Annotated in this window: 18 protein-coding genes; 3 read left to right on the forward strand and 15 right to left on the reverse strand. The window is 44.6% G+C overall.

What is annotated here, in order from left to right; translation table 11 throughout:
* Window positions 1-224 precede the first annotated feature (224 nt).
* Both B9A22_RS19870 and ldhH read left to right on the forward strand, forming a co-directional pair.
* The gene (locus tag B9A22_RS19870) at window positions 225-839 is read left to right on the forward strand and encodes a LutC/YkgG family protein (RefSeq protein ID WP_084577687.1); all 615 of its coding nucleotides are present in this window, start codon (window positions 225-227) and stop codon (window positions 837-839) included.
* Entirely contained in the window at window positions 839-3010 is a 2172-nt protein-coding gene (gene ldhH / locus B9A22_RS19875) for an L-lactate dehydrogenase (quinone) large subunit LdhH (RefSeq protein WP_084577688.1), read from the forward strand. The genes B9A22_RS19870 and ldhH overlap by 1 nt, the downstream gene beginning before the upstream one ends.
* A 72-nt stretch (window positions 3011-3082) precedes the next feature.
* On the opposite strand, the gene B9A22_RS19880 is transcribed toward ldhH, so the two are convergent.
* From B9A22_RS19880 to B9A22_RS19925, 10 genes are all read right to left on the reverse strand, one after another.
* Complete coding sequence (locus B9A22_RS19880) at window positions 3083-3616, reverse strand: 2-oxoacid:acceptor oxidoreductase family protein (RefSeq protein ID WP_084577689.1); 534 nt, start codon at window positions 3614-3616, stop codon at window positions 3083-3085.
* Entirely contained in the window at window positions 3616-4440 is an 825-nt protein-coding gene (locus B9A22_RS19885) for a thiamine pyrophosphate-dependent enzyme (RefSeq protein WP_084577690.1), read from the reverse strand. The genes B9A22_RS19880 and B9A22_RS19885 overlap by 1 nt, the downstream gene beginning before the upstream one ends.
* Window positions 4440-5579 carry a 2-oxoacid:acceptor oxidoreductase subunit alpha gene (locus tag B9A22_RS19890; protein WP_084577691.1) on the reverse strand — a complete coding sequence of 380 codons (1140 nt, stop codon included), beginning with the start codon at window positions 5577-5579 and terminating at the stop codon, window positions 4440-4442. The genes B9A22_RS19885 and B9A22_RS19890 overlap by 1 nt, the downstream gene beginning before the upstream one ends.
* Window positions 5576-5800: a 4Fe-4S dicluster domain-containing protein gene (locus tag B9A22_RS19895; protein WP_084577692.1), complete on the reverse strand. Its 225-nt coding sequence runs from the start codon at window positions 5798-5800 to the stop codon at window positions 5576-5578. Before B9A22_RS19895 ends, B9A22_RS19890 begins: the two co-directional genes overlap by 4 nt.
* A gap of 127 nt (window positions 5801-5927) precedes the next feature.
* Window positions 5928-7826 carry a TRAP transporter permease gene (locus B9A22_RS19900; RefSeq protein ID WP_084577736.1) on the reverse strand — a complete coding sequence of 633 codons (1899 nt, stop codon included), beginning with the start codon at window positions 7824-7826 and terminating at the stop codon, window positions 5928-5930.
* An 80-nt stretch (window positions 7827-7906) separates the two neighbouring features.
* Complete coding sequence (locus tag B9A22_RS19905) at window positions 7907-8410, reverse strand: DUF1850 domain-containing protein (RefSeq protein WP_084577693.1); 504 nt, start codon at window positions 8408-8410, stop codon at window positions 7907-7909.
* A 12-nt stretch (window positions 8411-8422) separates the two neighbouring features.
* Complete coding sequence (locus B9A22_RS19910) at window positions 8423-9391, reverse strand: TAXI family TRAP transporter solute-binding subunit (RefSeq protein WP_084577694.1); 969 nt, start codon at window positions 9389-9391, stop codon at window positions 8423-8425.
* Window positions 9392-9574: 183 nt separating this feature from the next.
* Window positions 9575-11113: an ArnT family glycosyltransferase gene (locus tag B9A22_RS19915; protein ID WP_084577695.1), complete on the reverse strand. Its 1539-nt coding sequence runs from the start codon at window positions 11111-11113 to the stop codon at window positions 9575-9577.
* A 13-nt stretch (window positions 11114-11126) separates the two neighbouring features.
* A complete protein-coding gene (locus B9A22_RS19920) occupies window positions 11127-12053 on the reverse strand; it encodes an NAD-dependent epimerase/dehydratase family protein (RefSeq protein WP_084577696.1) in 927 nt (308 codons plus the stop codon).
* Between the two features lie 14 nt (window positions 12054-12067).
* Entirely contained in the window at window positions 12068-12922 is an 855-nt protein-coding gene (locus B9A22_RS19925) for a ChbG/HpnK family deacetylase (RefSeq protein WP_084577697.1), read from the reverse strand.
* Between the two features lie 139 nt (window positions 12923-13061).
* On the opposite strand from B9A22_RS19925, the gene B9A22_RS19930 reads away from it, so the two are divergent.
* Window positions 13062-13379, forward strand: coding sequence for a hypothetical protein (locus B9A22_RS19930; protein WP_084577698.1), 318 nt, complete (start codon window positions 13062-13064; stop codon window positions 13377-13379).
* A gap of 65 nt (window positions 13380-13444) precedes the next feature.
* Here the strand turns inward: B9A22_RS19930 and folE2 are convergent, their stop codons facing one another.
* The 5 genes from folE2 to larC form a co-directional block, all read right to left on the reverse strand.
* A complete protein-coding gene (gene folE2, locus B9A22_RS19935; protein ID WP_084577737.1) occupies window positions 13445-14233 on the reverse strand; it encodes a GTP cyclohydrolase FolE2 in 789 nt (262 codons plus the stop codon).
* A 31-nt stretch (window positions 14234-14264) separates the two neighbouring features.
* A complete protein-coding gene (queC, locus tag B9A22_RS19940; protein ID WP_084577699.1) occupies window positions 14265-14951 on the reverse strand; it encodes a 7-cyano-7-deazaguanine synthase QueC in 687 nt (228 codons plus the stop codon).
* Between the two features lie 32 nt (window positions 14952-14983).
* Window positions 14984-16060: an HD-GYP domain-containing protein gene (locus B9A22_RS19945; protein ID WP_084577700.1), complete on the reverse strand. Its 1077-nt coding sequence runs from the start codon at window positions 16058-16060 to the stop codon at window positions 14984-14986.
* A gap of 113 nt (window positions 16061-16173) precedes the next feature.
* Window positions 16174-17124 carry a ribonuclease HIII gene (rnhC, locus tag B9A22_RS19950; RefSeq protein ID WP_084577701.1) on the reverse strand — a complete coding sequence of 317 codons (951 nt, stop codon included), beginning with the start codon at window positions 17122-17124 and terminating at the stop codon, window positions 16174-16176.
* A gap of 10 nt (window positions 17125-17134) precedes the next feature.
* Window positions 17135-18343 (reverse strand): nickel pincer cofactor biosynthesis protein LarC, encoded by a 1209-nt coding sequence (gene larC / locus B9A22_RS19955; RefSeq protein ID WP_084577738.1) that lies wholly within the window; start codon window positions 18341-18343, stop codon window positions 17135-17137.
* Window positions 18344-18346: the final 3 nt, after the last annotated feature.

Here is an 18346-nt window from a genome sequence, read left to right on the forward strand (position 1 = left end):
TATACTTTCTTACAGGATAACAATAATATAATTCCATACCATTGAGTAATTTCCTGCTGGTCATCCTCATAATTATACTATAAAATAAAATAATTTAATTTCTTACCGGAACTTTCGCATTTTTTAGCAAATTAAAAAGGATTTTGAAGATTTATTAGCGAAATGATATACTGGTCAGACCATCATACCAATTAATTATCTTCTATTATTGGGGGAGTGAAGAGTTGAAAAGAGTTAGTGAGAACTGGAACCAAGCACTTACATCCTGTTTGAGCGGCACCAGCTTATTCTCAGAGTTCGAAACCAGAGCTAAAAATGCAGCCGCTGAAGTTTTTCGGGTGAAAACAGCGGCCGAAGCCAAAGAAGTTATTGCCAACCTCGTAAAGTACACTAACGCTCGAAAGGTCGTAGCTGTTAACAGCCCGCTGCAACAAGCTGCCGGTATCAATGCCGCGCTAGCTGAACTAGGTGTTACCCTTTATACCCAGCAAGCCGACATTGCCGAGCACGCAGAAAGCGCCGATATTGGCATCTCAGCTGTTGAATTTGGCATTGCCGAATCAGGCAGCGTCTGCCAGGACGCTATGGCATTCGAAAGCCGGTTAGTCTCCATGCTGCCCCCCGTTCATGTTGCTTTTATGAACAGTGGTAATGTTGTGCCTGGTATAACTGAAGCCATGGAAGTCATTTCCAAAGTTTATGACCATGGCTATATTAGCTTCATTACTGGCCCTAGCCGTACTGCGGATATCGAACGCGTTCTGACAATCGGGGTACATGGTCCCAGCCGTTTTGTCATTATTGCCGTTGATGAAGAAGTTAACGGAGGTAGTAAGTAATGGAAACAAACAACCGTAATATAAAGAACGAAATAGAAGAAAAATTAAATGATGAAGTATTGCGCGGCGCGTTAGGACGATTTGCCGAAGCCTATCCTATTTCCCGGGCTAAAGCCTATGAAAACGTTGCCGATATTGAGGCACTGCGCGAACAAGTCCGGCAAATGAAAATGAGGGCCGTTGCCGACATCGACAATCTTGCCAACAAATTCGAAGCCGAAGCTACTAAGCGCGGTGCTAAAGTATTCCGCGCCAAAGACGGTGATGCACTCAAGCAATACCTCATTAACCTCTGCAAAGAAAAAAATGTAAAACGGATTGTTAAATCCAAGTCCATGGCCTCTGAAGAAATTCATCTTAACCATGACCTGGAAGCCGCTGGCCTTCATGTCAAAGAGACCGATCTGGGCGAGTGGATTATCTCACTCGCAGGTCATAAGCCTTCCCATATGGTTATGCCAGCCATTCACTTAAACCGTGAGCAGATTGCCGGTTATTTTTCCAAAGAACTAAAGCAGGAAATCCCTACAGATATTCCCTTCATGGTACAAGCAGCCCGTACAGCGCTCAGAACTGAGTTTCTGCAAGCGGACATGGGTATCTCTGGTGCAAACTTCGGCATTGCGGAAAATGGCGCCATCGGCTTAGTAACTAATGAAGGCAACGCACGTCTTGTTACTACCCTGCCGCGTGTTCATGTTGTCATCATCGGCTATGAAAAATTGATCCCTTCCATTAAAGATGCCGCTCCGATCTTGCGCACCCTGCCGCGCAACGCCACTGGTCAGCTCATGACAAGCTATATGACTATGACATCAGGCGCTACCCCTGTAATGGTTAAGCAAGACGGCAAATGGGTTGAGCAAGATAAAGAGCTTCATATTATCCTCTTTGATAATGGCCGCTTAAAAGCAGCTCATGATGATAAATTCAAAGAAATTTACCAATGTGTTCGCTGTGCTTCCTGTCTCAATGTTTGCCCTGTATACACCCTTGTCGGCGGTCACGTGTACGGACACATCTATGCCGGCGGTATTGGCGCCATCCTGACTGCCTTCTTAAACAGTATGGGCGATTTTGAAAAGATTAATGAACTGTGTATCGGCTGTCGAAAATGTGTTGAGATATGCCCTGGCAAAATCGATATCCCTCATCTCATTGAAGAACTTAGATCCAAAGCAGTTAAAGAACATGGCCTGCCTTTCGGCGTTAAAGCGGTATTTGAAAACGTCCTGGCAAACCGCAAAGTCTTCCATACCCTGCTGCGTTTAGCCGCCATCGGTCAAAAGCCCTTCCAGTCTGGTCGCGTTATTCGTCATCTGCCGCTGTTTTTAGCAGGCATGGCCAAAGATCGCAGCCTACCGGCAGTAGCTGACGTGCCCTTCCGTGACCGGGTAACTAAAGTAACCAAAAAAATAAATAAACCAGCCAAGCGGATAGCCTTCTTTAGTGGCTGTAACATTGACTTTATTTTCCCCGAAACCGGTGAGTCAGTCTATAAAGTACTTCAAGACCTTAACATGGAAGTAGTCTTTCCAGAAGAACAAAGCTGCTGCGGCAAACCAGTACTGGGTATGGGCGATCGCGAGACAGCCAAGCGAATTGCCAAGAAAAATATTGAGGTCTTCGAAGCCGCCAACGCTGATGCGATTCTGTCAGCCTGCCCAACCTGCGCTGAAACCTGGCATCAGACATATATCGAGCTGTTTGAAGACGAGCCAGACTGGAAAACCCGTGCCGAAAAAATCGGGCATAAGGTCTGCGAATTCACTAGTTTTATCGCGAAAGAATACCAGAAAACCGGCCGCTTAACTAAAACAGCTGGCAGTACAAAAGTCACCTACCATGATTCCTGCCATATGAAGCGAGGTCTTGGCATCTACACCGAACCGCGTCAGCTGCTCGAAGCTGCCAAGGGATATGAACTGGTAGAAATGAAAGACTGTGACAAATGTTGTGGCATGGCCGGCGCTTTTGGTGTCAAATATACCGAACTGTCGATGCCTATCCTTAAACAAAAAATCACTAATATCAAAAATAGCGGTGCTGAAATTATCGCTGTCGGCTGCCCAGCCTGCATGATGCAGATTCAAGGTGGCCTAGATAAGCAGTTACCTAATGTAAAGATCAAGCATGTAGCTGAGATTTTAGCTGAAAACATCAAAGATTAGCTAAAACTTTCTTGCCTAAGACCTAAAAGGAGCCTTCCAAAACCGGAAGGCTCCTTTTCTACCTGTAGTACTTTATCTCTCAGCCTGCCCTAAAGCAAAGCCGGTTTCAAGCGCTTTCTTATTGAGTTCCTCAGTGCCTTTAGGCACTCTGGCCAACACAGCCTGCGTCAGACAATCAAGCCCTACAACACCGGCAAAACCGACTAGTGCTCCGAGAGCAACAATATTAGCAACCATAACATTGCCTAGCTCATTGCGAGCAATATGGGTGATCGGCAACGCCAGCGTTTGTGCGTCAACTGTTGGCATAGTTTTGACTAGCGTAGTATCGACAATCAATCGCCCGCCCTGCCTCAAGAGACCAATATATTTATCGCAGGCCTCCTGACTCATGGCCAGCAGAATATCTGCCGAAGTTGCTTTAGGATAGTCGAGTTCTTCATCGCTAATAAGAACCTCAGATTTACTGGCTCCGCCGCGGGCTTCAGGACCATACGACTGAGTCTGAATGGTTTGCTTGCCATCAAGAATAGCTGCCTCTGCCAAAATAATGCCTGCAAGAATAAGACCTTGGCCACCAGTACCACTCAAGCTAATTTGCCACATTACTTATTCCCCCTTTTAGCTTGAACATGAGCAATAAGTTTGTCATATTCAGCAGTATATTCAGGGGCTTCAGAGTGATGAAGCTCACCGATAAGAAACTTGTCTTTGAGCTGCTCTGGCGTAAGCTTGGATACTGCTTTAACGGGAATAGCGCTTTCCTTTTGCCATTCCATCATTTTAGCTGCTGAACCCATCTTGTTCTTGCGCCCGTAGGAAACAGGACACTGAGTAATGGCGTCAATAACTGAGAAGCCTTTGTTCTCAATACCTTTCACGATAAGGTCTGTCAGCATATTAGCATGATAAGCAGTGGCGCGCGCAACATAGGTAGCACCTGCAGCAGTAGCTAATGCACCAATGTCAAACGAGCGCTCTATATGGCCAAACGGTGCAGTGCTGGATCTACTTGCCAACGGGGTAAGCGGTGACGACTGACCGCCAGTCATACCATAGATGTTATTGTTAAAAATAATTGTAGTAATATCAATATTCCGTCTGGCAGCATGAATGAAATGATTGCCGCCAATAGCCGTAGAGTCACCGTCACCAGTGATAACCAGTACGTTAAGTTCCGGGTTGGCCAGCTTAATACCGGTAGCAAAAGTCAACGCTCGCCCATGCGCCGTATGCACAGTGTTAAAGTTCATATAACCAGACGCCCGTGACGAACAGCCGATACCAGACACGATGACTGTCTTATCTTGTTCAAGACCCAGTTTATCAATGGCACGGATAAGCGCTGCTAAGATAATACCATTACCACAGCCAGGACACCAAATATGAGGGAAGGCTGACGGGCGCAAATATTTTTCAATGTCTGCCATTATTTAGCACCTCCAGCAGCTGTGACAATAGGCACAAGTATTTCTTCTGGTTTAAACAGCTCGCCATCGACTCTAGTTACAGATACAACTTTATCTTGACCCACATACCGTTCAATCTCACCAGCTAACTGACCATAGTTCATTTCAGGTACAATTACCTTCTTAACCTGACCGGCTGCCCGCTGTACTACATGGCCAGGAAACGGCCAAATTGTTATCAACTTTAGCAAACCAGCTTTGATTCCCTGTGCTCTGGCAGCTTTAACAGCGGTAATTGCTGCGCGAGCAGAACCACCATAAGCTACTACCAGTACTTCAGCATCCTCAAGATAATGTTCAGTATAAAGTGTCAGCTCATCCTGAGCATTGTCAATCTTGGTATGGAGCCGCTTAATGAGTTCTTCAGTAAGATTATTAGCCTGCGTAGGTTGACCCTGATAATTGTGCACCAAGCCGGTGACGTGATAATAATAGCCTGAACCAAATGCTGCCATGGCTGGGACGCCATCAGCCTCAGGTTTGTAGGCCTGATATTCGCTAGGTGGTACTGAGGGCTGCTTACGATTGATAATCTCAATATCATCCATCGCCGGTAATTCCACCCGCTCACGCATATGGCCAATGACCTCGTCCAACAGCAGAATAACAGGTGTACGGAATTTCTCAGAGAAATTTACAGCCTTAACGGTTACATCAAAGCATTCACGCACAGAGGCTGGCGACAGAGCGATAACGCCACGATCGCCGTGACTACCCCAGCGAGCCTGCATAACATCACCTTGGCCTGGTGAGGTAGGCTTGCCGGTACTTGGGCCTAACCGCTGTACATTGACAATAACTACCGGAATCTCAGCGATTGAAGCATAGCCAATTAGCTCCTGCTTTAGCGAAAATCCAGGACCACTCGTGGCAGTAAGGGCCTTGACACCAGTTAGAGCTGCACCACAGACTGCTCCCATACTGGCGATTTCATCTTCCATTTGGATAAACTTACCGCCCAGCTCTGGGAGCTTTTCGGCAAGTATTTCAGCAACTTCGGTACTTGGGGTGATGGGATAGCCGGCGAAAAAACGGACTCCTGCCGCCAGCGCACCTTCAGCACATGCCTGATTCCCCTGCATTAAGCGCGCCTTGGTCACTTGGTATCCCTCCCATCATTCTCAGCTTTAGTTTGTTCTTCTTTCGTAACTTTGACGGCATAATCCGGGCAGCGAAGTTCACACTGGCCACAGACAATGCATTTATCAGGATCTTTTACGTAAATTTTGCCCATATCATCTAAATCCAGAACAGATTTGGGGCAAAAATGCACGCAGATACCACAGCCTTTACACAGCTTTGGTTTAACAGACAGTGCCATAACAACTTTTCACTCCTCTTTCAGGTCATGTCTATTTGCAGCGGATTATAGTATATCTCGTATTATTATAAGCGATAATACTCGGTTATTCAATATTTCCGCGCAGTTACCCTGCTTTTTCTAACCGTTAGCCGCCAATTGACATCGACCGGTCAGCTTTCTTTCTGCGCAATTGAATAATTCCACCAAGCGCCAATATAACCAATCCAGCAACATCGGTCAGTGTACCTGGATCAATCAGCATTAATCCACCGACGAAGAAGGCAATGCGTTCAGGCATTGACATGTTTGTTAATAAATAGCCAATCATAGCAGCGCCAATCGCTGTCATGCCGCAGATTGAGGTGATAAGAATTTGGACAAGCCCCATCGGCGTACTTCCAATCAATATTATTTGCGGACTAAGCACAAAGATATATGGAATAATAAAGGCCCCGATGGCCAGCTTAGTGGCTGTCACACCTGTTTTAAACGGGTCAGCCTTAGCAATCCCCGCACCGGCATAGGCAGCTAAAGCAACCGGCGGAGTAATATCAGCCACAATACCGAAGTAAAACACAAACATATGAGCCGCTAAGATCGGCACCCCAAGGAGTACCAGTGCCGGGGCCGCAATCGTCGAAGTAATGACATAGTTGGCAGTAGTGGGAGCGCCCATACCTAAGATAAGAGATGCAACCATTGTAAACATTAATGTTAAGAGCAGGTTGCCGCCAGCCAAGTCTACCAGACCATTGGCCATTTTTAGCCCAACCCCGGTTAAAGTAACAACACCGACAATGATACCCGCCGTCGCGCAAGCAACAGCCACGCCAAGTGCGCTTCTCGCTCCAGCCTCCAAAGCGTTGATGATATCACCGAAACCCATGCGTGTATCTTTTTTAATCATGCCAGCTAATACTGATAGCGCTAGACCTACAAGTGCTGCCAGGACAGGTGTAAAACCTTCGGTAAGCACATAAATAATAGCAATAAGCGGCACAAATAAGTGTCCACGTTCTTTCATTACCGACCAAACTGTTGGTAACTCAGAGCGGTTAGCGCCTTTTAAGCCAAGACGTTTTGCCTCAAGATGCACTGAAATTAGAACACCCGTAAAATAAAGCAACGCCGGAATAACGGCGGCTTTGGCAATTTCAATGTAGGGCAGGCCAATAAACTCAGCCATAAGAAAGGCGGCAGCCCCCATGATCGGCGGCATAATCTGACCGCCAGTCGAAGCAGCAGCCTCAACAGCTGCTGCAAATTCGGGCTTGTAGCCTAGTTTTTTCATCATTGGGATGGTAAAGCTGCCAGAACCTACAGTGTTGGCGACCGAACTGCCTGAGATAGTGCCCTCTAAGGCACTGGTAATTACAGCGACCTTGGCGGGACCGCCTGATGCCCAACCGGCAATAGCATTAGCAATATCAATAAATAATTTAGCAATACCAGTGCGCTCCAAAAATGCGCCGAATAAGAGGAATAAAAAGATAAATGTTGATGAAACTCCAAGTGGAATACCTAAAATGCCTTCTGTAGTGTAATACATGTGGGTAACTATCCGTTCAAGTGAATACCCCCGATGGGATAAAAATCCGGGGAAATAGTCGCCTAAATAGGCGTATACCAGAAAAGATGCGGCAATTACTACAATCGGTGTACCAACAACACGGCGAGCTGCTTCTAAGGTAAACAGCACCCCCAATATACCAAAAAGCAAATCAGCCTGAGTATAGTTACCGGCTGCAGTCATTAGCCGCTCATATTCAATCGTCAAATAGAGACCGGTAAAAGTGGCTAAGGCAGCAGTTATATAGTCAATCGCGCCAATACGGTTTGACGAGTTTTTATTTGCGGGGTACAGCAGGAACACCAGTGCAAACGCAAAAGCCAAATGCACCGAACGCTGGATTTGGGCGGCAAACATACCAAAAATACCTGTATACAAATGATAACAGGAAAAAACTACAGCAATAAGATATACTAGCTTATGCTGAAATCCTTCCAGCTTGCGGAAAGTCGATTCTTTGTCGACTTTTTTCATTAATTCTTCTAGTTCAATCTGCGATATTTCGGGCTCAAACTCAGGACTGCCCCCGTTTTTTTGAGGGTCATGCGGTTTACTCAATTAAGACACCTGCCCTTCCACAATTCATAATAGGATATTTTAGTAATTTCAAATTGCAGTCCCTTCCCTGGCGCAGCCAACTCTGCGAGATAGATCTCCTGATCATTAATTATTAGCGAATGCTCAGCAACAGTGCCGACAAACACAGTAAACTTATCTAACCTTCGGTTGATGTTCGTTAATTCAAGCTGCCCTTGAGCATTAAATTTCAGCTCCATGCCATCAATGGAAGTCTCAGGCATACCGGCACCAAAGGAATCATATACCGATTTAACCACAACAAAATGCTGATCTTCCACCCTGATATAATCAGATACCGGACGTTTGTTAACAGAGTGGATAAATTTGAGAATAAATTCCTGATTAGGTTTTATCCAAGCATATAACACCGGATCGCCGGTCTTGGCAAGCGATAGGCTAAGAACGGTATGAAAGGGGACGGCGGCAAGAAACAGCAGAATTGCTGCAACGCCGCCGGCCACAATTAAACTTTTACGCATATCAGTTTTCTCTTATTTTAGTACGCCCTTTTCTTTGAAATATTTGGCTGCTCCTGGATGGAAAGGCACCGACATACCTTTGACAGCCGATTCTAAGCTAAGCTCTTTGCCTTTCGCATGGGCTCTGGCTAAATCAGCCTGATTTTCGAACAACGCTTTGGTAATATTATAGACCACATCATCTTTGACTTGTGGGCTTACAATAAGAGTAGCACTTACAGCTACTGTTTTTACGGCTTCAGTCTGACCTTTGTAGGTATTAGCCGGAATAGTAACAGGAGCTAAAAATGGGTACTTTTGGGTAAGTTGAGCTATCTTATCATCAGCCAACGATAAAATTTTAATATTATGCTGAGCGGAAATATCCTGAATGGCCGAGTTGGGAATACCGGCTGTTACCAAGAAAGCATCCACATGTTTATCTTTAAACTGGTCAGCACTTTCTGCGAAAGAAAGATACTGTGGAGTAAGTGCTTTGTAGTCCATGCCGAAAACATCAATAAGCTGGCGGAAGTTGGCCTCCGTGCCGCTGCCAGGTGCACCAACACCTACTTTTTTGCCTTTCAAATCAGCAATGCTGTTAATACCGCTGTCAGCACGCACCACCAGTTGGATAATCTCAGGATATAGTACTGCAATACCAGTTAGATTAGGTAGTTTCTCCTTAAAAGACTCTTTACCGTTATATGCATAGTCCAGCATATCACTTTGAACAATGGCCAATTCTGCTTCCTTTTTATTGACAAGGCGCAGGTTTTCAACCGAGGCCCCTGTCGCTTGGGCGGTAACGTTGACATTCTGAGCCTTGCTGTTAAAGATTTGCGCCATTGCGCCGCCAAACGGGTAATACGTTCCTGCTGTACCGCCGGTAGCCAGAATCATTTGAGTTGGCTTCTGTGATGTTGTTTGGCTACCGCCACAACCGGCCAGGATGCCAGCCACCATCATACATACCACCAAAATAGCAAAAAACTTTTTCATAATGTCCCCCCTAAAAATTATGGTGTCAGCAGATTAATCGTCAATCCTCCTTTTAGACCTGCCAATTCCATATATTTGATTAATTAAATATAATTGGATATGTTCATAATGTTTTCCTGCTTTAAACATTACAAAGTAACAAAAAAAATCACCTAGGCCTAATTGCCTAGGTACAAAAATTTTCTATTCTTTGATCAAAATGATTCTATCTGCAGCTTCAGCCACAATTTTTACCCTTTCCCGCTCTGATTCTGTTAGTTCCTTGTAGTCAGCCTGCTGAATAACAAAATAGGCCTTACCTTGTGCACTATTAACCGCAGTTGCTAATTCCTTTGCCTTGATTTCACTTCCATAAACATTAGTATAATAGGCAAATCCAGGACGAAGAAACTTCATTACATAGACTGGCGATTTTCCATCATATTTATTAGTAAATTCTTGAGCAATATATTTCGACGTAAAGTATGGCGCAGCTCCAGCAAACAGCAGACTGACAAGTACCATGGAAAACAGCATCATTCCAATTACCTGAGCCCAAAATGCCTTCCCAATCTGTCGTTTCCATATAAATACTAATGAGCATAATGTCATTACGATAAATAACACAGCAGAAATCATAATTCCAGTAGATAAGATAGGCAACAGCTTCAACCCAGTAAACATACCAGCAATAATGAGTGCTGACAAGATAGCAAGTACAATCGGCCACATAATACTGCGCTCTCTGAACTCCCAAACCCGGTCAATATACCAGCCTGCAATAAGTGCCAGCGGCGGATACATTGGCAAAATATACGATACTAATTTAGTCTGGGATATCGTAAAAAAGATAAAAATGAAGGCTGCCCAGATGTTCAAAAATAGTAGCTTCTTATTATTCCCTTGACTTCTTTGTGTTAATGAAACCCACACCGATTGAAAGAGAATTGACGTCCATGGAAAAAATCCAAGTAGTAATACTGGAATAAAGTAATACCACACTACTAATTCCGGATGCTCAGGCGAAGTAAAACGGGTTACATTGTGAAACCCAAGAAAAGTATCAATAAAGGCATTACCATGTACGCTATACATGAACAAATACCATGGCAAAGCAGTGACAGCAAATAATATAATCCCTGTTGGCATCTTCATTTCTTTGAGTATTTTGAACCGACTTGTAGCAGCCAAATACAGGAATATTATGGCACCTGGAAAGAGAAAACCGACCGGCCCCTTAGCTACAGTAGCCAAGCCTGTAAAGATATACATCAGATAATAGCGCTTTGTAATAAACCCCAGTAAAGCAAGTGTCAGGCAGAAATTAAGTGTAATATCGGTAACTGCTGCTTTACCAAGGTAAAAATATTCGATACTTGTTGACAAAACAAGTGCTCCTGCCATGGCTGCACGTTTATTAAAGATTTCACAGCCAAACCAGTACAATGCTAACACTCCAGCTACACCTAAAAAAGCTGAGGGAAAACGCGCTGAAAATTCCCCCATTCCAAAAACCTTGAAAGCACCAGCGACTAACCAATAATACAGAGGTGGCTTATCATACCAGTATTCTCCATAGATACGCGGAGATAAGAATTCGTTAAAATTTATCATCTCTTTAGGAGTTTCAGCATAAACCGGTTCGTCAGGATCTAATAACGGAATATTTCCCAAATAAAAAAACATGATCACTGCAGCAATACATGCGACAATAAAAAAACTTTTATCCAACCGTCTAAGCATGCTTATCCTCCATCTAAGGCATTTTTTTTAAAGAGTGATACGTTCGGCCCAGCCCTTCTGCTAACAGCATCTGCGGCCTCCAATACAAACCTTCGACAGCAGCCTGATTTGATAGCATGGAGTGATATATATCCCCGTCTCTGGCTGGAGCATGGATTTTATCAACCTGTTTACCAGCTGCCGCTGCCAATAGTTCAACCAAATCATTAACACTAGTTTGTGTTTGCGTACTGATGTTATATACCCTGTTTGCTGCCATCTGCGGTGCCGTAAGCGCTTGACAATTGGCCTCAGCCACATCGCCGACATAAATAAAATCTCTAGTTTGACCGCCATCGCCAAAAATGTGAACAGGCTGATCCAGACATATTTTACGGGTAAAAATGCTGACTACCCCGCCCTCACCGCCATCGCCCTGTCGCTCGCCATAAACATTAGCGTAACGGAAAGCGATATAGTTTACCCCATGTATCTGGTTATACAGAGCCAGGTACTTCTCGCTAGTAAGCTTGGTCAGACCATAAAAAGACGTCGGATTTAGAGTACACTCTTCAGTGACCGGCAGGCTGTCTACATCCCCGTACACCGCAGCACTTGAAGCAAAAACCACCCGTTTGACACTTGTATGGCGGCATGCTTCTAACACATTCACAAGGCCAAGCAAGTTCACCTTGCAATCAATATCCGGATGGTCAATAGAATATGGTACTGCAGTCTGGGCAGCCAAATGAACCACATAGTCAAACTTCTCCTGAGCAAATATGTTTGACAACTTACTATCTACTATATCCAGCTCAATAAACCTGGCCCTGGCATCAACATTGTCCCGTAAGCCAGTACTTAAGTTGTCTAGTACAACAACATCCCAGCCTTTGTCCAGCATTTTCTCAACAGTGTGTGAGCCGATAAAACCAGCACCGCCAGTTACTAATGCTTTCATCATCAATCATTCCTTTATCTGTTATTCACACCGGCAAACGACACAAGCTCAATCTTTCTTTGCTTTAAGCAGTCTGCAACCCGTGGGCTAGTAACAGCCGCCAGCTCCTTTTGCCAATGATAGTCCCAAGGAAAAACCGGAGTTAATATTGTATCATCCTGTCCTGGATGAACCATAATTTCAGTTGTGCCATTAGGCAGGCTGTTAATAATGTTTAGTAAAAACAGTTCTTCCATACTCCCGCCTGCCAGCATACCATAGAAATGATCAGTCACAGCCAGTCTGGCACGCCGAGCTTTCAAGCGGGCCAGACTAGCTAAAATACTAAGACCAGAGCGGCCAATGACGCGGCCGGTAGATGGTATAAATCCGCCAAAGAAAAGTAATGGTTCAGCAGGGATTCGTATGGCCGGAATATTAAACTCCCTGGCAATATCAACTACAACATCAATAATCCCTGGTACGATATGCATATGCTGATGGCTGTCTAGATGAGTAACCTGAATTCCAGCCGCCAACACCTTTTGGACCTGAGCTGCAAGTTCTCTGCGCACATCGTCAAGCCGGACACTAGCAGAACAAAACTTTCTTAAAAATACCGGATATTTAGAACAGAACATCCCTTCTTGATCAACCAGTGAAGATATTTGCTCAGGTTCAGCTGTCGGGTATCCGCCTACCAAGGTAAGATGGACGCCAATCCCAAGCTTCCGGTAATCGGCTGCTAAGGCAGTCGCGTGGTCAAAAGCAGGTGCGCCAGCCATAATCGTAGTACTTGTAATACATCCGTTAGTGTAACCTTCAATAATTCCTAGATTAATTTTTTCATGTAAGCCAAAATCATCTGCATTAATAATTAGTTGTTTCATATCTACCTCGAAGGCAATTTTTACATATAGAGCGCAACCCATTGGTCGGGCAAAAAATCCCTGGTATGACTTGATCTATGATTTCTGATACTATTATTGGCCACGCGGTCAAATAATAAAAACAGGGAGGTATTACACTATGGAACAAAACAAGCAAAGTAAACAAGCGGAAAGTAAACGGGAATTTGGTACTCTAACTGCTAAACTGGATGCCAACAACGACTACTCCAGCAGCACTTCCGGAACTTCCGGAACTTCTGGAACCTCCGCTACCGCTTCTACCTCTTCAAGTTCTGCAACCTCGGCCAATATGAGCGAATTAAGCAAATTGGCCAAACAATCGCAAACCGGCAGCGCCACCTCTGCTACCAGTTCAGCTAATAACACAAAAACCCAAATGGCCAACCAGACCATGACTGCAAAATATGACGCAAACGGCGACTATAGCGCCGAATAACAAGGGTAAACCAAGTGCGGCGCCGGACTATTCTCATTGAATAGTTCGGCGCCGCTCTATTTAGTTTACCTAGCAATCGTCTCTATATGCGAGGCATAAGCGCTATGGTTATGAATGGACTCATAGTTCTCACACTCAACTTCAAACCATTGGACACTGTCTATTTGACGTAAGGTTAGTACCAAATCCCTCAGCACATCTTCAACAAACTTAGGATTTTCATATGCCTTCTCAGTGACATATTTCTCATCGGCACGTTTTAAAAGAGGATAGACCTGACAGCTACCCTGCTGCTCCATTAATTCTGCCAAATCTTCAATCCAGATAAATCCGCCTGGCTGATGTTTAATCTTCACCCGCATAATGCCCCGTTGATTATGTGCCCCATACTGAGATATTTCTTTACTACAAGGACACAGAGAAGTAAACGGCACAGTAATACCAAACATAAAATCTAGATGTTCGCCCCTGACTAAGCTAGCCGAAAACATACAATCATAGTCTAACATACTTTTGAAACCGCTTACCGGAGCCGTTTTTTCGATAAAATATTTAAAATCAATATCAATATGGGCTCTCTGGGCATGTAAGCGATCAATTGTATCTGTTAGCATGTATTCAACTTCCCGGTATGATACCGGTTTTTGACTCCAATCACTAAGGATTTCAATAAACCGGCTCATATGCGTACCTTTAAATTCCTGGGGCAAATCGACAGTAAGTTTAATTTTAGCCAGCACTGTCTGAAAGGAACCGCTTTTAGTTTTTATTAAAAACGGCAAATGAACGTCACTGACCCCAACCTTTTGAATAGCAATACCGCGCTCGTCGCAGCTGTTTTGGACATCTTTAATGCTGTTGCGCCCTTGAGTCGTTTGCGTCATGTTAATCACTCCTAGTACGATACAAAATAGGATCAGGGAGACCTGCCTCGGCAAAGCCCTTAAGCCGCAGAAGACAACTGTCACATTGCCCGCAAGCCTCATCTGTGCCCTGATAACAACTTGTTGTCAGGTGAAGCGGCGCACCCAGCCTATCCCCTAACAGCACAATATCCTTTTTGGTTAGATTTATCAGTGGCGTCTCAATTATAATTTTCCGGCCATCTTCAACAGCCGCTTTAGTAGAATAATCGGCTAACTGCTGGAACAAGGCAATAAATTCAGGCCGGCAATCAGGATAACCCGAGTAATCAAGCGCATTAACACCTATATACACCCGGTCGGCCCCAGTGACCTCAGCATAGCCCAGCGCATAGCTTAGAAAAATCAGGTTTCTGGCAGGTACATAAGTAACCGGTACCCCAACAGCGCCGATCTGCCCTGTTGGGACAGCAAGGCTAGCATCTGTCAGCGCACTGCCACCAATAGCCTCCATATTAGTCTCAATGACTAAATGACGGTCGATCTTATAATGCTGAGCTACACTGGCAGCAGCCACAAGCTCCCTGCTATGCCGCTGGTGGTAGTTAAAGCTGATTGGCAGCAGTTCATACCCCTCACTGTTGGCGACAGCCATACATACAGTCGAGTCTAATCCCCCCGACAGCAGTACAACAGCCTTTCTATTCATAAGCGATCCCCTTATCCTGTATTTATTTTACATTAAGCCCTGATAACATTAACAATACTCAGGCTCTTATTGCATTCCAAGTCAATATATTCTTTGTCTTGAGTCACAACGGTCGGCCTCGAAGCCATAAATTGTCCTAAGAAAATAACTTCAGCATGTCGGCCGTCACTTAATTCAACGATATTGCCAACAAAATAGTCACGGACATTGTTTAAAAAAACAGTACCAATAGCCGGGTCAAGCTTGTTGAACATTTCTTCAACAATCATTTCAACAACGGCAAAAGGTGAGACTTTGCGATGATAAACACGGTCAGACGTCATAGCATCATATATGTCAGCAATCGCAATAATTTTAGCATAATTATGAATTTTATCAGCCGAAACACCAAATGGATAACCACTACCGTCATAACGCTCGTGATGCTGGAGTACTCCGTAAATGACTCCCTTTGAGACATTTGGCGTGCCGCGAATCAAATGATACCCTCGAATTGTGTGAAGACGCATTATCTCCATCTCTTCAGGTGTAAGCTTTCCAGGCTTATTTAGTATTTCAAGTGGAATCTGAGTCTTGCCGACATCATGCAGCAACCCCGCCAATACTAAATCCTTTAATTCTTCCCCAGAATAGCTAAGCCATTTACCTAGCACTCCGCAAATAACAGCAACATTTACTGAGTGGTGAAAGGTATAGTCATCCTGTCGACGCACCATATGCATATGATTAATTACACCAATTGAGTTAATAAGCGGTTCAATCGAATCATTTGTTAATTCACGCATGGTAGTAAGTGGCACTTCTTTAAAAAAACGAAGCTTGGTAAAGGATTCTTTCAATAAGCTGACAGTATCTTCATAACCAGCATAAAACTTTTTTTGATGAGCAGTTTCGGGAATAGAAAAGTCGACTTCAGGCTCTGCTGATAGCCGCTCTTTAATAAATACAGTACTAATATCCCAGAACTTTAACCCTTCAATCATACTGTCTGAGAGAATAGTGCCTTCACTTAAAATAACTCTATCATCCTGGGTCAGAACCATTCGTCCAATTTCCATGCCAGCTTCTACATCGCTAATAGGATACGGCTTAATCCGGTACTTAGTCATCTTATTCCCTCCCCGCTCATTAGAACCAGCTGACTATTAGCGAAAAAGTTACAATATTAACAATATAATTTTACATGATTTCGATTTTTCCTGCAAAAAAATTTCCAAATTACTTATATCTGTTCAAAAGTCTTAAAATGGAGCTTACAAACTTGCTTTAACGCATCTTTTCCATACTTACAAACAAAATCGCGGGCAACAGGCACAACATTGACTGCGCCCTTAGGAAAGGTGATGCCGAACTGAGCCGCAAGTGCTGCCATACTTCCTAAAAAACGGTCCCGAGCCAAAATAGAGGCAGCAGCAACAGCAACATTGCGTTCTGCCTTGTGCATTTGCACCAGAGTAATCGTCCGGCCTTGTTCCATAAGCTCGGCTTGGATAAAACGTTCATGTGCGAACTGGTCAGCTAAAGCAAAGCGAGCCGGTTCTTTGATCAGAAGACTCTCAAGCGCCCGAGCGTGTGAATAAGCCAAAAGATGATTTAGGTTTCTCCCTGCATCACTAAATTGGCTATACATCTCATTGTAATCGACTGGTGTCCACTCTAGTTCCACAAATCTTCCAGCACATTCCTCGCGGATGCGCTCAGCCAATGCTCGATTTTTAACATCAGATAGCGCTTTACTGTCTTTCACACCGCCAGATGTAAGTCTGCGGGCTGCCTGCTCATCAACAAGCACAGCAGCCACAACCAGTGGACCAAAAAAGTCGCCCTTGCCTGACTCATCAAGACCAATCCATTTATTATCAAAATCTTTTACATATTCAAAGCCTGGTGGACGTCCGGCAATCACGTCTGACTTTTCTGTAGCCGCGCCTACAGCCGCTGGTACTTGTCCCTGGGTGATAGCCTCAACTGCCGTTTTGAACGGTGACTGAGAGCCACCTACGACAACACTGATGCCTTTCTTGCCGCTGTAAATATTAACCGTTACAGTCGCTTGGCCGTCAGAGACTTTTAGCTGCCTGCCGTAATTAATTGGCTTATCTACAGTTATTTTTAGACCAGCCTGAGCAAAACGTTCAGATAAAACAGCCAACCTTGCGCTTAATATATCCATTCAAATACCTCTAACAAAATGACATGGCTTCTTTTAATGCTAAATGTTGGACAACCTTGAGCGGCAGGCCCAACTCTTCGGCTATTTTGCGACAGTCTTCATATTCGGGCGCCACATTACATATCTTACCCTGGTATGAACTAATTTTTACTTTTACATCCCCCCAGGGGAGTCCCACAATCATAAACTCGCGGTTAGCCATGGCCCTTGTTACAGGGTAGAACCGCATGCCGATTGACGTTGTCTCTTCTAAAATAATCTCGGCAATTTTTGCCTGACAGTCCTCAGTGAATAGTGCTGATAATTTAGTCGCTGGCCGACCTTTTTTCATGATAATGGGTGTCAGCCAAACATCAAGCGCACCTGCAGCAAAAAGTTTATCCATTATATAGCTGTAAAGTTCAGGGTTTTGGTCATCAATATTGGCTTCAACCACCAAGTAGGACTCATCATCCTGCCCCTCTATCGGTCCTTGTATGGCATCTGCCGGGATTTCTCCCAGATATAGCCGCAGCACATTGGGAATGTCCAATTCCCAAGTTCCGGCGCCATAGCCGACCTGACAGCTAATAAAGCCTTCAGGCATCTGGCCATAGCTATTACCCAGAGTTGCCAGCACAACCGCCCCAGTCGGGGTTACCAACTCTTTGGCAATATCTCCCTGGTAAAAAGGAATACCGCGTAATAGTTCGGCCGTAGCTGGTGCTGGCACGGGGATAAGCCCATGAGCGCACTTGACAAAACCGCTGCCGACATGAAGCCGCGAAGCATAAATCTGCTTAACACTTAAATAATCAAGCGCCCAGGCTATTCCAATAATATCAACAATGGAATCAACGGCGCCCACCTCATGGAAGTGTATTTCATTGATTGATACACCATGAACTTTGGCCTCAGCCTCAGCCAAGCGGGTAAATATCTGCTTACTGGTTTCCTTAACAGCAGGAGTAAGCGTCGAACCATCAATAATGGCCATTATATCAGCCAAATTGCGATGATGGTGTCCGTGCTCATCCACCTGAACATCCAGATATAGTGCACTGATCCCCCCCTTATCCACTCTTGCTATCGTCAGCTCATAACCAGTCACCGGCAGTTTTGCCAGTTCGGCCCGAAGCAGTTCCTCAGGGGCTCCAATATCTACTAAAGCACCAAGCAGCATGTTGCCACTAATGCCAGCAAAACAGTCAAGATAAATCGCTTTACATTTCTCAGCCATAAT

This window comes from Sporomusa malonica (assembly GCF_900176355.1).
In the GTDB taxonomy this organism is placed as follows: domain Bacteria; phylum Bacillota; class Negativicutes; order Sporomusales; family Sporomusaceae; genus Sporomusa; species Sporomusa malonica.

What these genes read in the sequence shown, in the direction of transcription:
- B9A22_RS19910 (WP_084577694.1), bottom strand. Translation starts at nt 9,391, where the DNA reads ATGAAAAAGTTTTTTGCTATTTTGGTGGTATGTATGATGGTGGCTGGC.
- B9A22_RS19900 (WP_084577736.1), bottom strand. Translation starts at nt 7,826, where the DNA reads ATGAAAAAAGTCGACAAAGAATCGACTTTCCGCAAGCTGGAAGGATTT.
- B9A22_RS19905 (WP_084577693.1), bottom strand. Translation starts at nt 8,410, where the DNA reads ATGCGTAAAAGTTTAATTGTGGCCGGCGGCGTTGCAGCAATTCTGCTG.
- B9A22_RS19920 (WP_084577696.1), bottom strand. Translation starts at nt 12,053, where the DNA reads ATGAAAGCATTAGTAACTGGCGGTGCTGGTTTTATCGGCTCACACACT.
- B9A22_RS19945 (WP_084577700.1), bottom strand. Translation starts at nt 16,060, where the DNA reads ATGACTAAGTACCGGATTAAGCCGTATCCTATTAGCGATGTAGAAGCT.
- B9A22_RS19915 (WP_084577695.1), bottom strand. Translation starts at nt 11,113, where the DNA reads ATGCTTAGACGGTTGGATAAAAGTTTTTTTATTGTCGCATGTATTGCT.
- B9A22_RS19880 (WP_084577689.1), bottom strand. Translation starts at nt 3,616, where the DNA reads ATGTGGCAAATTAGCTTGAGTGGTACTGGTGGCCAAGGTCTTATTCTT.
- B9A22_RS19930 (WP_084577698.1), top strand. Translation starts at nt 13,062, where the DNA reads ATGGAACAAAACAAGCAAAGTAAACAAGCGGAAAGTAAACGGGAATTT.
- ldhH (WP_084577688.1), top strand. Translation starts at nt 839, where the DNA reads ATGGAAACAAACAACCGTAATATAAAGAACGAAATAGAAGAAAAATTA.
- queC (WP_084577699.1), bottom strand. Translation starts at nt 14,951, where the DNA reads ATGAATAGAAAGGCTGTTGTACTGCTGTCGGGGGGATTAGACTCGACT.
- B9A22_RS19925 (WP_084577697.1), bottom strand. Translation starts at nt 12,922, where the DNA reads ATGAAACAACTAATTATTAATGCAGATGATTTTGGCTTACATGAAAAA.
- B9A22_RS19885 (WP_084577690.1), bottom strand. Translation starts at nt 4,440, where the DNA reads ATGGCAGACATTGAAAAATATTTGCGCCCGTCAGCCTTCCCTCATATT.
- rnhC (WP_084577701.1), bottom strand. Translation starts at nt 17,124, where the DNA reads ATGGATATATTAAGCGCAAGGTTGGCTGTTTTATCTGAACGTTTTGCT.
- larC (WP_084577738.1), bottom strand. Translation starts at nt 18,343, where the DNA reads ATGGCTGAGAAATGTAAAGCGATTTATCTTGACTGTTTTGCTGGCATT.
- B9A22_RS19895 (WP_084577692.1), bottom strand. Translation starts at nt 5,800, where the DNA reads ATGGCACTGTCTGTTAAACCAAAGCTGTGTAAAGGCTGTGGTATCTGC.